At 42.4% G+C, this 15,583-nt stretch carries 15 protein-coding genes; 13 read left to right on the top strand and 2 right to left on the bottom strand.

What is annotated here, in order from left to right; translation table 11 throughout:
* The 7 genes from JKP82_RS10585 to JKP82_RS10555 form a co-directional block, all read left to right on the top strand.
* On the top strand, positions 1 to 1,191 hold a 1,191-nt coding region (locus tag JKP82_RS10585), incomplete at its 5' end, for an RHS repeat domain-containing protein (protein WP_258544375.1).
* 8 nt (positions 1,192 to 1,199) lie between these two features.
* Entirely contained in the window at positions 1,200 to 1,697 is a 498-nt protein-coding gene (locus tag JKP82_RS10580) for a hypothetical protein (RefSeq protein WP_218396967.1), read from the top strand.
* Positions 1,698 to 1,795: 98 nt separating this feature from the next.
* Complete coding sequence (locus tag JKP82_RS10575; protein ID WP_218396965.1) at positions 1,796 to 2,245, top strand: hypothetical protein; 450 nt, start codon at positions 1,796 to 1,798, stop codon at positions 2,243 to 2,245.
* Positions 2,232 to 3,035: a hypothetical protein gene (locus JKP82_RS10570; protein ID WP_218396964.1), complete on the top strand. Its 804-nt coding sequence runs from the start codon at positions 2,232 to 2,234 to the stop codon at positions 3,033 to 3,035. The genes JKP82_RS10575 and JKP82_RS10570 overlap by 14 nt, the downstream gene beginning before the upstream one ends.
* Positions 3,036 to 3,119: 84 nt before the next feature.
* Positions 3,120 to 4,322, top strand: a complete 1,203-nt coding sequence (locus tag JKP82_RS10565; protein WP_218396962.1) for a toll/interleukin-1 receptor domain-containing protein — start codon at positions 3,120 to 3,122, stop codon at positions 4,320 to 4,322.
* A 79-nt stretch (positions 4,323 to 4,401) separates the two neighbouring features.
* The gene (locus JKP82_RS10560) at positions 4,402 to 6,111 is read left to right on the top strand and encodes an ATP-dependent nuclease (protein ID WP_218396961.1); all 1,710 of its coding nucleotides are present in this window, start codon (positions 4,402 to 4,404) and stop codon (positions 6,109 to 6,111) included.
* Positions 6,112 to 6,121: 10 nt separating this feature from the next.
* Positions 6,122 to 7,537 carry a UvrD-helicase domain-containing protein gene (locus tag JKP82_RS10555; RefSeq protein ID WP_218396959.1) on the top strand — a complete coding sequence of 472 codons (1,416 nt, stop codon included), beginning with the start codon at positions 6,122 to 6,124 and terminating at the stop codon, positions 7,535 to 7,537.
* A gap of 235 nt (positions 7,538 to 7,772) precedes the next feature.
* Here the strand turns inward: JKP82_RS10555 and JKP82_RS10550 are convergent, their stop codons facing one another.
* Positions 7,773 to 8,420 carry a hypothetical protein gene (locus JKP82_RS10550; protein ID WP_218396958.1) on the bottom strand — a complete coding sequence of 216 codons (648 nt, stop codon included), beginning with the start codon at positions 8,418 to 8,420 and terminating at the stop codon, positions 7,773 to 7,775.
* Between the two features lie 316 nt (positions 8,421 to 8,736).
* Between JKP82_RS10550 and JKP82_RS10545 the strand changes: the two genes are divergently transcribed.
* From JKP82_RS10545 to JKP82_RS10520, 6 genes are all read left to right on the top strand, one after another.
* Positions 8,737 to 9,021: a hypothetical protein gene (locus JKP82_RS10545; protein ID WP_218396956.1), complete on the top strand. Its 285-nt coding sequence runs from the start codon at positions 8,737 to 8,739 to the stop codon at positions 9,019 to 9,021.
* A 183-nt stretch (positions 9,022 to 9,204) separates the two neighbouring features.
* A complete protein-coding gene (gene istA / locus JKP82_RS10540; RefSeq protein WP_218396954.1) occupies positions 9,205 to 10,740 on the top strand; it encodes an IS21 family transposase in 1,536 nt (511 codons plus the stop codon).
* Between the two features lie 2 nt (positions 10,741 to 10,742).
* On the top strand, positions 10,743 to 11,492 hold the full coding sequence (locus JKP82_RS10535) for an ATP-binding protein (protein ID WP_218396952.1): 750 nt from the start codon (positions 10,743 to 10,745) through the stop codon (positions 11,490 to 11,492).
* Positions 11,489 to 12,238, top strand: a complete 750-nt coding sequence (locus tag JKP82_RS10530) for a hypothetical protein (RefSeq protein WP_218396950.1) — start codon at positions 11,489 to 11,491, stop codon at positions 12,236 to 12,238. Before JKP82_RS10535 ends, JKP82_RS10530 begins: the two co-directional genes overlap by 4 nt.
* Positions 12,225 to 13,217, top strand: coding sequence for a tyrosine-type recombinase/integrase (locus tag JKP82_RS21020; protein WP_218396948.1), 993 nt, complete (start codon positions 12,225 to 12,227; stop codon positions 13,215 to 13,217). The genes JKP82_RS10530 and JKP82_RS21020 overlap by 14 nt, the downstream gene beginning before the upstream one ends.
* A gap of 223 nt (positions 13,218 to 13,440) precedes the next feature.
* Complete coding sequence (locus tag JKP82_RS10520; protein WP_218396946.1) at positions 13,441 to 14,952, top strand: Fic family protein; 1,512 nt, start codon at positions 13,441 to 13,443, stop codon at positions 14,950 to 14,952.
* On the opposite strand, the gene JKP82_RS10515 is transcribed toward JKP82_RS10520, so the two are convergent.
* Positions 14,924 to 15,397 (bottom strand): hypothetical protein, encoded by a 474-nt coding sequence (locus JKP82_RS10515; protein WP_218396943.1) that lies wholly within the window; start codon positions 15,395 to 15,397, stop codon positions 14,924 to 14,926. The two genes, JKP82_RS10520 and JKP82_RS10515, sit on opposite strands and share 29 nt — an antisense overlap.
* Positions 15,398 to 15,583: the final 186 nt, after the last annotated feature.

The raw sequence follows: 15,583 nt of genomic DNA, 5'->3' as shown, positions 1-15,583 counted from the left end.
ACGTATTCAACACCGGGTGATAGTCACGGCTACACTGGCCATAAAATGATGAATGATATTGGTATTATTCATATGAACGGTCGGATCTACGATCCAACATTAGGTAGGTTCTTGCAGGCTGATCCTCATATTCAGGCTCCGATGAATAGCCAGAACTATAATCGCTATTCGTATGTTTTGAATAATCCGTTGAGTTATACCGACCCTAGTGGGTATTTCTTTAAAGCACTTGGCAAGTTTGTGAAGAAGTATTGGAGAGCAATCGCAGCAGTCGTAATAGCAGTTTATGCACCATATTTACTAGAAACTTATTGGGGTATAACTAATGCTGTAGCATCAGGAGCAATAACTGGATTTTTGTCAGGAGGTGTTGCAACTGGCTCGCTAAAAGGTGCGGTCGTTGGTGCTTTTACAGGAGCAATGTTCGGACAACTTCACAGTATGAAAGCAGGTGTAGGCAAAGTCTTTGCGCATGGTGTTGCAGGGGGAGTCAGTAGTGTGCTAGGTGGGGGCAAATTTGGACATGGATTCCTTGCTGCTGGTTTTACGCAAGGTTTAGGAAATGTAAAAGGAATGTTCGTAGAAGGTGCTACCCAAATGGCAGATAGGTTTAATAACGCTATAAAGGCTGCAATGATTGGTGGTACAGCGTCAGCTATCAGTGGTGGCAAGTTTGCCAACGGTGCCATTACGGGGGCATTTTCAAGATTATTGAACGACGATGCATATTCAAGTCGAATAAAGAAACAACAAAGATATGACCTAAAAGATGGATTTGAAGGTTTCGTGGATGAATATAATTATAAAGGAGAGTCGAGACACGAAATTCATGTCTACAAAAATGGCGATGAAGTCGGAATCTTCCAAGATGGTGACTGGATCAATAAGCATGGGCATTCAGGGGTTCCTGACGGGTTTGGCGAAAGAAATGCAAAACTCCTCAAAGGCTTGGATGTACATATGATCAGAAGACAAGGGCGTATTCCTAAAAGCCATACACCCGGAAAAGGTATGCTGAGAGGTTATGGTAAGTATATTCCTGTTGCGGGATACGCCGTTTTAGGTACAGAACTTTATAACAGCTCCAACCCTTTCCAAACTTTTTTTGAAGCCTTTGGGGTTAACGGTGCTGGAGCTGGGTCCACTTGGGAACCTGAAGGAATAGATATAATTTATCCAGAAAAAGATTAAAGAACCTTATGAAAAGTTTAAGTTACTTTACAGAAGATATATTAAGTAATCCCGGAGAGGGGTTGTATTCTAAAGCGTATGAGAGTTATCAACGATACGTGTCTGAAAATGAAGATAGATTGCCATTTTCAGTTGTTAACCTAGTTAAGTCTGATTGGTACTTCAATGCTAGAGACCCAAGGTGTCCGAAAGATGGGTGGCTAGTGGGCACAAGGTTTGAAAATAACTACGATACCCAGACGAGAAAAAAAGTACCTTCAGAATTCGAAATAAAATTACTAGGGGCATATCATGATTGCTATTTACACTTCTTGTACAAAGAGGTTGTAGAAATAAATATTGATGGTGATGCTGGGTCCCTTATTGAAAAAAATTATGACCCTTGGAGAATAGACGAGTTCTCGGTTTGTGAGCATGGAACAGTTACCCACAAAATTTACTTTCTTTCTGGGAAAGTATGGACTATCCAGTGTGTTAACTTTGAGTTTGGTGTAAGCGAGCTGTAATTTGTTTACTATGCCTTGCTTTCTAGGGATAAAACTAAGTTTGAAACCAAACCCGCTCCGGTGGGTTTGGTTTCAATATACTGAGCAGGACGCATTGATTGGCACACGAAAAAATTCAAAAGCAGCTTTCGGAATATCTTGAATACGAACTGCGGCAGCTTATCGATAAACGAGTTTCCGCGTTCAAACGACAGTTAGAATACACAAAGGCAAAAGACAACACGCACCTTATTAAGCTTTATTCCAATAACTGGAATGACGAAATGCTAAAGGTCGTATTTGTACTCAATTCATTTTATCAACTTGTACTTGGTCCACTAGATAGCTCGGCACGAAGCTCAACATTGAATGGACTTGGCTCTGAGATACCAATCACTTACGGCGCAAGTATTAAATTCAATGCTTCCAGAAGTCATAAAATCAATAAAGCGGTAGAAAGTTTTAATAGTATCATCGCGAGATCTGAAATAAATAGTTTTGTCATGGGACTGAATTCAGCCAACGACATCATTTTCAATCTTGCGAAGGAACTTCATGAAGACGAGTAGTGAATGGTTGTCTGACGTTGAAAACATGGTCACGCAATTTGTTGATGACCATTCGTTGGTATATAGCAAAAAGCAAAGGGAACTTTCTGCTTCATTTGAGATTGGGTGCTTTCACGCACTGCTCGACTATTATGAGCAAATGCAGTTTGATATAACGGTCGAGAATCTGACCTGCGACGGTGAGTTTCGCTATCTTACTTCGCCTAGTGGTAACCCAAATAACTTCTCTTTTGTTGTCACATCGCTTGGTGAAAGAGCCTATGAGATCAGGCAGCAACTTAAAATTTATTCAGAGCTAGATGAATACATTTCTTTTGCTCCAGACCTTTCAGTAGTCAAAAGGAATACGCATATTGAAAAGGTTAAAGATGAAGACTATGCAAAAGGTAAGCGTTCGTTCTACCGGGTATCAAGCAAAGATGTGATTGCCGCGCATGAGTGCAAGTCCCTTCCGCCATTCCCTGAATTGATGGTGTCGTTCATCGGCATGTTTGTTACAGCACACTCGTGGCATACCGATAAAACATGTGGTGTCACGAAGGATGATACAGGCTTGCATTTGGCGCCGACATTATTTGTTGGTGGAAGCGCTCAAGCCATGCATTTAAAAATGATAGCTGCGATTCAAAAGGTACACCCTTTAAACATTGTGGTTGGAATGCACCAAGGAAACTGGGATCTATACGGTCCCCATAAAAAATTAAATCGATTAGATGTTGTTGGTGATAGGGAGGCATTAACGTTGGCAAAGCCTCTGAGTGATTTTTTAACTCCTGTCGGTTTAGAATAACTCGATAGGATTTTTTGTTAAAGTTATGACTCAAGTCCTGCTCGGCTGATTTTTTAATGATTTGACCAAATTTCTGGAGTGAGAATGCTTACTTTCAACGGAAAAAAGTTTAATGCAAATGATTTTGCCAAAAGCTTAGAAGATGGTGTTCTAGAAATAACAAAAGCAGAAATGGGAGAACGGTTTCGATCAATTTGCCACCCTAGAACCAGAGAATTTCCGACCGTTATTGTATTTGGAAGCTCTTTGTCAGACATGTCTTTAAAGGTCGAAGGGTCAAAAGAACTGATAGAGCATATCAAATCCAAACTGCCCGAACAGGAGTCGAATAAGGTTGACTTCGTTGTAAGGAGAAAAATAGTGTCACCTAAAGTATTTCTTAGTTTCGCGTGGGAAAACCATCCGATAGCAGAAAAAATCGCCAAAGAGCTGATGAAAAATGGCATTGATACTTGGTGGGCAGAATGGGAGATTCAATCAGGTGACAGTTTAAGGCAGCGAATCGATGAAGGCTTAGGGGTGTGTACCCACTTCGTTGTTTTGTTGTCCAAAGAGTCCATTGAAAAGCCTTGGGTCAAACAAGAAATGGACGCTGGGCTAGTCAGGATGCTGGATGAAAAGTGCAGATTTATTCCCTTGCGCTACGAGTTATCACATACAGAGCTACCACCGTTATTGTCAGGACGTTACAGCCCAGAGATTAAAGACGACGGGAATTTATCCCAATTAATTAATGATATTCATGGTATATCAAGAAAGCCAAAATTGGGGAAATTTCCCATAGATCAAGACTTACCTGATACTGGCTTCAGCGTTGCTGCAACGACAATAGCAAAGACTTTTTGTTTGGAATCTGAACATGGCTCTAGCAATGACCCTAGTCTTTCTATGGATGAGCTTTTGGAAAAGACGGGGTTAAGCCAAGATGATGCGATAGATGCTTTATATGAACTAAGAAATTTCATCAAAGATGACCACTTTAGCATTATCCCTGACAAAGAGCTTTTCGTTGAGTTTGACAAGGCGTTCATGGAGTGGGATCCAGAAAAGGATGCATTGCGACTTGCTTCTTCACTGATAAATGACAATAACTTCCCTACGAACGTCCCCCAAATGGCTGAAAAATTTGGATGGACGAGTCGAAGGATGAACCCAGCTATCAATTACCTGACAAATCGCGAAATTTGCCGAGATACGGAAATCTGTGGCTGTTACCCATGGGAACAACCTTACCTTCAGGAAAGTAAGACCGGTAGCATCCGTAGATTTGTCAAAAGCCGGTCTTGAAGAAAAGCAGCTGCGTCCATTGGCTAGATCAATGCTTCGCGTTGTAGAAAGAATAAGGAAAAGTCTTACAGGATGAAATATGTCAATTATTCGCCACATCGCAATCAGAAACTTTAGAACTATAGAAACACTAGATTGGCAGCCAACTGAAGGCGTTAATTGCATTATCGGCCCTGGTGACAGTGGAAAATCGACTGTTTTGGATGCAATAGATTACTGCCTGGGAGCCAGACGAACCGTTAATTTTACAGACGCCGACTTTTATAATTCCAATGTTGAAAACCCTATTGAAATATATGTGACGTTGGGAAATTTGAGCGATGAACTTCTTAATATTGAGCGATATGGAAGCTTCCTACGCGCTTTCAATGCTAATCTAAGTCAGTTTTATGATGAGCCACAGCATGGTATCGAAACAGTTATCACAGTTAGGTTATACGTCGATAAAGGGTTAGATCCTGATTGGACCTTATATTCTGATCGAGCTAGCGCAGAGGGTTTAGAAAAAAGACTTCCTTGGAATCATAGAGAGCTTATAGCCCCTACCAGACTAGGCGAAGGCTCTAACCGACATTTTACTTGGGGTCGAAACTCTTTACTTAACAAATTAATTGAAGATGACTTCGACGTAAGCGATGTGCTTACGGAAGTGTCCCGCAATGCGAGGCAAGCATTTGCTCAACAACAAGTTGCAGGGATCAATAATGCGTTAACAAGTGTACAAAGCATAGCATCGACACTTGGAGTCAACGTTGGTCAGTTAAAAGCGCTGCTTGATGTATCCAGTGTGTCGGTTTCTCATGGGGCGGTCAGCCTTCATGATGGCAATGACACACCAATAAGACAGATGGGTACTGGCTCTACTCGTTTGCTTTTAGCTGGATTACAGAAGCTTGTTTCAAAATCAAAACTTCTTTTAATTGATGAGGTTGAATTTGGCTTAGAGCCATTCCGTATTAGCCGACTGTTAAAAGAAATTGGTGCGAAAGATCATCAGCCGACACAACAAGTATTTATTACCACGCACTCACCTTATGTTTTGAGAGAGCTCAAATCGTCACAACTGCATGTGTTGAGAAAGTGTTTTAGCCAAGGGCAACCGCAAATAAGATATTGCGTTTTTTCGATGAATGATAGTGATGATCATCAATCAACATTGCGAGTATGTGCAGAGGCATTTTTGAGCAATAAAGTGGTTGTCTGCGAGGGCAAAACAGAGATTGGTCTATTAAAAGGTGTTGACTCGGTAGAACAAGCTGAAGGTCGAGACAGTATTCAAGCGCTTGGCGTAATGCACGCTGATGGAAGTGGAAGCCAAATGTTTAAACGGGCAAAAGTTTTCCATGAATTGGGATACCCTGTTTCGATATTCAAAGATTCGGACATTAATGACCAGCAGCAGGTTGCTATAAACGAAGCAATGCAGCTCAGAATTCCAATGTACGAATGGGGTGCTAACCAAGCAACTGAACAGGCGATTTTTAATAATTGCCAACTTAATCTAATTCCTCAATTGCTAAACATTGCCGTTGCTCGAAAAGGTCATGATGCCATCAATGCACACATCAGCAATGCAACAGGAAATCAGGTGAATTTAGCTAGTTGCACGCAATCACCACTAGATGTTCATAGACAACTACTTGGCCAAACAGCAAAAAATAAGGAATGGTATAAAGATATTGAGCCTATGGAATCGGTAGCTCAATATGTACTGTGGCCAAACAGGCAGTTTCTTTCTCAACCGTTTACACAGGTGATAGAGAGTCTTTTAGCTTGGGCAAGAAGCTGAGATTAACTCTATGTCAGCAGAACTAATATTAGGAAATCTCAGAGGTGCAATAGAAGCCCCTGCGGGTTGCGGAAAAACACAAACTATAGTGGACGCTTTGGCGTTTTCTACTTCAAAGCCTTATCTTGTACTTACTCATACGACAGCCGGGGTGGCTGCTCTGAGGAAAAGGCTAACCAGAGCAAATGTGTCAGCAAAGAATTATGTTTTATCCACGATTGATGGCTGGTCAGTAAGAATCGCAAGCAGTTTTTCGCAAAATTGCCAAATCACTTCTCCCGTTGAAAATTCAAGAGCTTATTATCCTGAACTTCGAAACGTTGTCAGTCATTATCTTGCGTCGGGCAGTTTGCATGAAGCTATAAGAGCATCATACTCGCGATTGATTGTTGACGAATACCAAGATTGTAATCAAGAACAACACAGTATTGTAAGTTCAATAGCAGAATGTATTCCAACCATTGTGTTGGGTGATCCTATGCAATTGATCTTTAATTTCAGAGGGTCAATAATTCCCGATTGGCAAAGTCAGGTCCTGAATACTTTTCCACTTATAACAACACTTAATACCCCGTGGCGGTGGCTAAACGCACAAAACCAAGAGCTAGGTGAATGGATATTGGACTGCCGAAGGAGGTTGCTAGCAGGGCAAAATATAGAACTTTTAAATAGTCCTGATTCAGTTACACATATTCAACTTACCCAAAATCACCAACAAAACATGCGACTGAAAAGTAATGCTCAATATCAGTTAAGAAACACCTATCCTCAGGATAGTTTATTGGTTATTGGGGACGCAATAAATGCCGCCTCTCGACACTTGTATGCGAGTCAAAATAACGGGATTGATGTTGTTGAGCCTGTTGATTTGAGAGACCTAGTTGCTTTCGCTGGGCGATTAGATTTAGAAGAAGGTAATGATCTAGCGAGTAGTATCATTGATGCTTTTGGATCAATGGTTACCGGTATGGGGGCGTCAACATGGGGGCCTCGACTGAGATCGATTATTGCTGGCTCTAACCGAAATGCACCTAGTCCAACGGAATATGCGCTAGTTGTATTTATCCGTTCAAAGTCTGCAAATGACTTAATCAGATTCATGAGAGCTGTTGAAGAAGACAATGATATCCGTGTATATCGGCGTGCGGCTTTTAACGCACTAAATAATGCAGTTAACAGTGTAAGTTGTTCAGGCGCATTAAGCTTTAAAGAAGCAATGGAACGTTCGCGAGAGAATTTACGTCAACGGGGCGACTCTCGCGTACCGAATCTTGCGATAGGTAGTACATTACTGCTTAAAGGTTTGGAAGCCGATCACTGTTTAATTATCGATACCAACAACATGAATAGTCAGAATTTATACGTTGCTCTGTCTCGTGGAGCAAAGACTATCTCGATTGCCAGTCAATCCAATATCCTTCCCTGAGTATTTTTTCTTTTTCTTACAGAATGTTCTTTTTTACGTTTGTTGGTCCATTGACATAGTGCTGGTCCACAGAGAATAGAATACCGGCCGTAAAAATCAGATTTGCGGTCCAAATCCCGCATAATTTGCACCTGCATATTATGTTCAAATCATCCACCCATTCCTTTTAGGCCGGACCAAATTCTGAAATCAATGGACCACAGTTATGAGCAGTGGACCAATCGTCAGATTTAGATCAATGGTAAAAAGTTGCTGATACAGATTCAGTTAGATGGGTTTGGATGTACGAAGGGGTAATGTTCCGCTCTACATTTTTTGATGCTTTCAAAAGCAATCTTTCAATAAAGCTGAGCAAACCATCAGGTGTGTGATGGCTTTGGTAATAGTAGTAAAGCAGACATGCAAGTGAGTTGTAATCTGACTGGTTACTTAGCTGTTTAAGATATCTTAATGTTTGCCAGGCATTGTCTGTTCTCAGTTTATTGGGAAGCACAACTCTTCGCTTAAATTGAACAATGAAATACGGCAGCGGAAAATGTTTCAAGTCGCTCTGTATGCTCGCTCCGTCCATCAAGTTACCAAGGGTCAGTAATTCAAAAAGCGCATGATCTAACAACTTGTGTGCTTTGGGGAAAATAGACTCAATCCTTTCTATTTTATGCTGGCTTCTGATCGGTTGCCCTTGATTTTTTAAATACCAAAAATGGGACTTATCCTCGCTTGATATCGCGTTGGCGTCGCCTGAATTTTTAAACGCTCTGACCAGTTCAGCTACAGAGGTTACATTGAATTGCTTCATCAAATATTGAACAAGCCCTGACGTGGCCAACCTTTTAAATTCAGGGGCGATCCAGGGGTAATATCTGAGTTGTAATGGGCTCATAACAGTCACCTTAGCAGCACAAAATATTGCTCTATACTGGTGCAAACCAACAAAGTGAAATTATTCTATTTACATCTTTGTTGTTAGCGGGTGCGCATAACCCTAAAAACAAATACTACCTAGTCGATTGTTTTAATTCCTTATTTCTGATACTTGGATCAAGTTCAATTCTTAATAGTCATTTCGCTTGCTTAACCCAATGCTATCCCTTCTCGAAACTACAAATATGTTGTTATTTTTCAGTGTGATAGTGCCATTTACACATGGCCAGTACAGTCTAGTCTTAGATAGTGCATATCTCAAATAAGGAGGGGCAATGCATGATGACGTAGACGAAGATATAAAGAGGTTGGCTCATGTGTTAGAGCGCGATTTATATGAACTGTATAAAACACCGATGTTATCAGGTGAAAACCTTCAGATGGCGTTGGGTTTTAGCAGTATTGATGCATATCGACGGGCACTAACGCGTAAAAAGTTGCCGATACCGGTTTTCAAGCTTGAAAACAGGCGTGGCACCTATGCTTTGACCAAAGACGTTGCTGCCTGGCTCGCAACACAAGCGGTTAATGCCAAAAGGAAAAATATGAAGAGTAAATAAATTGATAGGCGCATAAAGCAAAAAACCTCGCGACTGGTACTCGCAAGGTTTTTCTAATCAGTGTCTAGTTTTGTCGCCAGACATTGAAAGCTTAGCCGAAGTTTCAGCTATGTCAAATATTGGTGTTCTCATCAGTAGTGGCTTTGTGCGCCTGTTTTTCACATGTTAAACAGGAGAACACAGATGAATTCTGTATCCAGAGTGCGTAATTTGCTGCGTATTCGATTTAAAACGAATTATAGCAACCGTAAAATCGCCGAAGTATTGGGTTGCTCTCACCAGACCGTTGGGCGCGACCTAGAAATGTTAAATCGATTGTCGTTAACGTATGAGCAAGTGGTTCAGCTTGATGACGATGAGCTCACCTTGCTATTGGTTCCCGCCGCCCCGTTTTCAATGAAGAACAAGCGATTGCCGGACTTCGAAGTCTGGGTCAAAGAGCTGACGAAGAAACATCAAACAATCTATAACTTGATTGCTTTGCATACTAAGGAAGACCCAAATACAGCGTATGCCCCCAGCACGCTGTACCAACAATTCAGGGGGTATTTGAAAACTAATAAACTGGAAGCGCTGTTAGAGCATCGACCAGGCGAAGAAGCCCAGTTCGACTTTTGTGGTCAAACAGTATTCTTATCCCCCCATGGTTCAAGTAATAAGATTAAGTGTTCGGTATTTGTTGGCATAATGTGCCATTCAAAATACTTTTTAGCGTACGCGACACCGGGTCAGACGACCAACGATTGGATCGCAGGTACAGAAGCCTTCTTTAAATACATAGATGGTGTTCCAAAGATTGGCATACCAGATAACCCCAAAGCCGTTGCAACTCAACCTCGGCCGAACCTGAAACTCAATATTAAGTATGCGGCATTTGCGGAACATTATGCTTTTATAGCTATGCCGGCAAGGCCTGGTGAGCCCAGAGATAAGGGAATCGTTGAAGGGGGAGTTAAATTTTTAACCGAGCGGGTTTTAGTCAACATGCAGTCTATGGTGTTCCGGACTATTGATGAGATCAACCGATACCTTAAAAAAGAGTGCGATAAGCTGAATGCTTTGCAATTTCAAAAGCGCTCAGTATCTCGGCTTGAGTTATTTGAAAGTAGCGACAAACCAGCATTAATGGCATTGCCCGAGAAGCCCTTTAAACCAATTGAGCGTGCCTTTGGTTGCACTATTCCCAGCAATTACCGGATTCTGTTTGAAGAGCATCTTTATTCTGTACCCTGGCGGTGGGCGAATAAAAAAGCAGAGGTTATTGTTACGCAAGATGAAGTTACTATCACACATGCTAATAAATCCCCTGTTGTACACCAGCGCTCTTTTGATAAAGGCAAAGAATCGGTAGTTAAGAGTCATTTACATCCTAAACACCAGGGCATGGTTTTACTGCCGTTGTCTGAGTTTATTAATTGGGCTGAAGAGATTGGTGAGCAAACTACGCTCTTTGTCCAGCAATTGTTTGCCGGTAAACCTGATGGTGACATCGTCGCAAATAAAGCATGTAAGTCAGTTCAATCCTTAGCTCGAAAATACACGGCTGAAGAAATGGAAGGCGCGGCACGCTTTTGTATTACTTACGATAAATGTTCTCCCACATCGTTACGGCACGCATTGGCGTCTCGTCTCTATGAGGATGACGAACCAGATATGCCACTCGTTGGCATACATAAAAATCTGCATGATCCGCAGCACTTTCAGCGTATGGGGAGATAGTCATGGATATTCAACAAGTGGTTCAAAAATATGTCGATTCAAAATGGCTAGGCGCTGCCCAGATGATTGAACAGCTCCAATTAAAGGAGCCTGTTTCTTCAACAGATGTCTTAAATGTACTGAATGACATTGCGATTGCCCAGGAAAATTATTTGGCTGTTAACCGGCAACTCAGATTAAAAAAAGATGCCAGACTACGGTGGCCTGATGCAAGAATTGAAGACTACGATTTCAGTTGTGAAACCAAAGAAGTGCAATATCTTATTGATAAAGCATGTGATGCAAGTTGGGTGGATGAAAATACCCATCAGGTTATCATCGGCGCTTCGGGAACTGGAAAAACCACAATGGCCTGCGCTATTGGTAATAAGCTTATCATGAAAGGCTACAAAATACGGATGTGGCGATACAATGATCTGGCGTTTGAATTTGCATTACACGAGAAGGAAGGCACCTTTCAAAAATATTTACGCATGCTTTGTAAATACCGGGTGCTGATCATTGATGATTGGGTGTTGTTCTCGCTTTCTAATAAACAACGGCAAATGCTGTACGAGCTGATTGAACGACGTGAGCAAGTCGGCTCTCTTATCATCACTAGCCAATATGGTTTCGATGAATGGCACACAGCCATAGGGGAGCCGACTATTGCAGATGCTGTGTTGGATCGTATAGCTTCAATGTCCGATGTGATTGCGTTGCGTGGTGATTCGAAACGCAAGTCACATAGAGCTAAGGGAGGTAAATCATGAAACCTAATTTTCCTCCATGTGTGTATGCTGAAACGCTGTTGGAATTGCCAAATTTATCAGCGTCAGATCTTCATGTATCAGCGCAATATTTGCCAATGATTATGGAGTATTACAGACAAAGTTTGTTATTGAGCCAGAAGGCCTTGGATTACCTAGACGCGAACTATGGCATTTCTTCAGTTGTCGCACAAAGCTATAGAATTGGCTACTCCGACCGTTCATTAGGCCTGGAGCTACCAAGTACAAAGAATGGGGCTGGTGAAATACTGCGAGGAAGCCTTAAGCGGCTGCGCTTGTTCAAGGGCACCGGGCATGAAGCCTTTCGAGGCTGCATAGTTGTGCCTGTAATGTCAGGTGACAGCATTGCGGGATTTTACGCAGAACGGATAGACAGAGCGAGAAGACATGCCAAAGCGCACTATTTTATTAGGCTATACTCTCATTGTTTGTTCGCTACGTCGCAATGTGATGGCCAGCCAGAGGTTTACTTATGTGCTAGCCCGTTGCATGCCATCCAACTTGAGGGGTCTATCCATCAGCCAGTCTTTGCCACCGATCCTAGTCTTAATATCAGCGATGATGATTGCGCGCATTTAATGGGAGCGGGTGTAAATAGTGTAATTGTGGTCGCGCAATCGGATACTGCACCGGAACACCTTAAGCAACTTGCAAAAAAGCTGAAAAAGTTTGGCCTCAAATACCGGAAAATAGATAATTTCTCGGAGGTGACATATGGCACCGCATGATCCGTTGACCTTTGTTGCCGCGCTTAAAGCTTACGAGAAGCATTGTTTGGCTGAAGGGTTGTCAAAAAGCACTGTTGAAAATAAACGCTGTAATATCGAGTTATTTATCAAATGGGCACTGGCTGACGGTATTGATTCGCCAGAAGAGGTAACGAAACAGATCGGTGAAAACTACAAAGCGTACTTGGTCGAATATATCTCACCGCATACAGGACGTGCATTGAAAAAGTCTACGCGCAGAAAACGGGTGTCTGATGTCAGGGTATTTTTCGCCGAACTCACTTACCTTGATTACTTTGAGGTTAATCCTCTTCATCTACTAAGACTACCTAAATCCCCACGACCAATGGTTACGGCCTTATTATCGCAAGATGAGGTCGAACGCGTGATGGCTGAAACTAAAATAATGGGATTGAAGGGGCTTAGGGATAGAGCCCTTTTGGAATGTTACTACGCCACGGCCGCACGTCGAAATGAACTTGGCCATCTTAAACTCAGTGATTTGAAGTTTGAGCGGGAGCAGGTGCTTATCGTCAATGGTAAAGGTGACAAAACGCGCTATGTGCCCCTAGCCCCGAGAACCGCGAGTTGGCTCAAAGCTTACTGTGAACATGTTCGCCCCAGACTGATGAACTTAAAATCGGGAACAACGGTATTTTTGGACAATCATGGCCTGGCATTCAGGCCTCACCAATTAACGGCCTTGGTTAAAAAGTACCTGCTAAGCGCTGGCATAGAGGTTGGTGCGGCATGTAATGCGTTTCGACATAGTGCAGCGACACATATGCTTGAGAATGGTGCTGATTGTCGTGAACTTCAGGAATACCTGGGGCACGCTGACTTATCGACCACGCAAGTCTATTTGGAGGTAACACAAACACAGCTCAAAAAAACTTATGCCAAAACACATCCTGCGGCCATAGCTGGAAAACGACTAACTAAAGGAGAAGTTAGCTCGTATTTACATCACCTTTCTTAATTGCTCGCCGGTTATAAATCTGTACTTCTTTTGGAGAGATTATGGCCGGAAAGCTCTGTTTCTTGTATGCCTTCTTCAAGCTAATGAGCATTAAAGCCTAAAAACAATAAATCATTAAAACCTATAAATGAAATGACATTAAAACCTATAAATGATATAACGCTAAAACCTAGAGGTGAGGATTGAGAACTGGTCAGCATCACGAGTAATAGTTGGAGCGAACATGAATGACATATCACAAAAACTAGCAGATTCGCTTGAGCAATTACAACAGCTTCAAGAGACTGGGGTTGTTGCCATCCAATCAAAGCAACTCAGCAGAGTACATCGAGAGCGGCTATTGAAGCATGGATTTATTCGCGAAGTCATCCGAGGCTGGTACATACCGGCGATGCCTGATGAAAAGCCGGGCGACAGTACGTCTTGGTATACTTCTTTCTGGGATTTTTGCGGCGCTTATTTATCAGAACGTTTTGATAATGCCTGGTGTTTATCACCTGAGCAATCAATTAGCCTGCATATCGGCGATAGAACCGTTCCTCAGCAATTGCTCGTACGCTCGCCCAAAGGCAATAATAAACCCACCGCCTTTTTGCATAACACCTCGATTTTTGATGTCAGGTTGAACATGCCAGCAGCAGAACACATTGAAAACCTGGACGGGCTCAATGTTTACAGCTTAGCGGCTGCGCTTGTTTATTCTTCGGCAAATCAATTTCAAAATGCTCCCGTCCATATGCGTACAGCCTTATCGATGGTGACAGATGCTTCCGACGTATTGTCCGTTTTACTCGTCGGTAATCACAGTGTAATTGCCGGTCGATTAGTGGGGGCTTTTAGAAATATTGGCCGGGATCTGATTGCTGACAATATCTTAAAGGGCATGCAAGCGGCCGATTTGAAAGTGCAAGAAGATGACCCTTTCGCGGAGAAAGCACAGGTGAGCTTTGGTCGTCGTGATGTGTCACCCTATGTTAATCGCATGCGGCTGATGTGGGCGCAAATGCGTGAAAGTATTATCGCGCACTTTCCAGAACAACCACACCAAACCATTGATATCGAAACCTACATGGCCGAAGTGGAAGACAAATATGTCACGGACGCCTACCACTCACTGTCCATTGAAGGTTATCGGGTGACTCGCGAATTGATTGAACTGGTTCGCTCTGGTAACTGGCAAGCTGAAGGTTCAGGCGAGAGTAAAAAGCATTTAGATGCTATGGCCGCTAAAGGTTACTGGGATGCGTTTCAGGAAGTTAAAAAAGCCGTGTTAGCAGTTTTAGAAGGCAAGAACCCTGGCGATGTATTGGAACAGACGCACAGCGATTGGTATCTCGCCTTATTTAGTCCTAGTGTTGCGGTCGGTATTATTAAACAGTCGGACTTGGCTGGTTACCGGTCAGGGCCTGTCTATATTCGCCAATCTATGCATACCCCACCTAATAGGGACGCAGTTCGCGACATGATGCCGACACTCTTCGACTTGCTCGCAGAAGAGGAAAATGCAGCAGTCAGAGTGGTACTGGGTCACTTCATTTTCGTCTACATCCATCCTTACTTTGATGGTAACGGTAGAATGGGAAGATTCATCATGAATCTAATGATGGCCTCAGGCGGTTACCCTTGGACAGTCGTACCCGTCGAACGACGGGATGAATATATGCAAGCGTTGGAAGCAGCTAGTGTCAAACAGGATATTGTGCCTTTTACACAGTTCTTGGCATCGCTACTTTAACCAAAGAACTGGTTATAGACTTATTAACCCGTTTAATATTAACTTTCATGGCAATTGCTGCTAACTCTTCTAGTTCGTCAGAAATTGAAGATGATATCGTTGCTTTTAGAGCACCAAGCACAGGAAATAGGTGGTATACGGATGTATTTCCAACGGTAGTTATTGGTGGATAGTCCAGCTTTCCGCTGACGATCAGTTTTTGAACATATTGTCGACTGACATTGAAATAGTCGGCAATGTCACTCACCCCGACGTAATCGGGTTTAACTTCCACCAAATATGCTGCTGGAATAGCTCTTTCAATAGAATGCATCGCAGAAAATACTGCTCGCCAAGCACTCTGTGCTCGTCGGGTAAAGTCTAACGAGATCAGCCCTGTACCACTATGAGCAACCAAAGCATCATCACATCCGCTTTCAAACAAACGATCATCAATATCGTCCATTGATAATGATACTTCTCTAAGGTGGTAATTCAGTGTGAACTCAAATGTTCTCATTGGAAGTTTATTTTGATCTACTTGAATTATAAAGGTAGGTTAGCCTTAGCTTTGTTGTCAATCGACAACTTTAAAAAATATGTGCAGAGTTCTTTTAGTTATCTTTATAAGAATTGAAAAACGCAGTACAAA

The organism is Alteromonas lipotrueae (assembly GCF_019249215.1).
Classification (GTDB): Bacteria; Pseudomonadota; Gammaproteobacteria; order Enterobacterales; family Alteromonadaceae; genus Alteromonas; species Alteromonas lipotrueae.
This window is presented reverse-complemented; position numbering and strand designations above follow the sequence as displayed.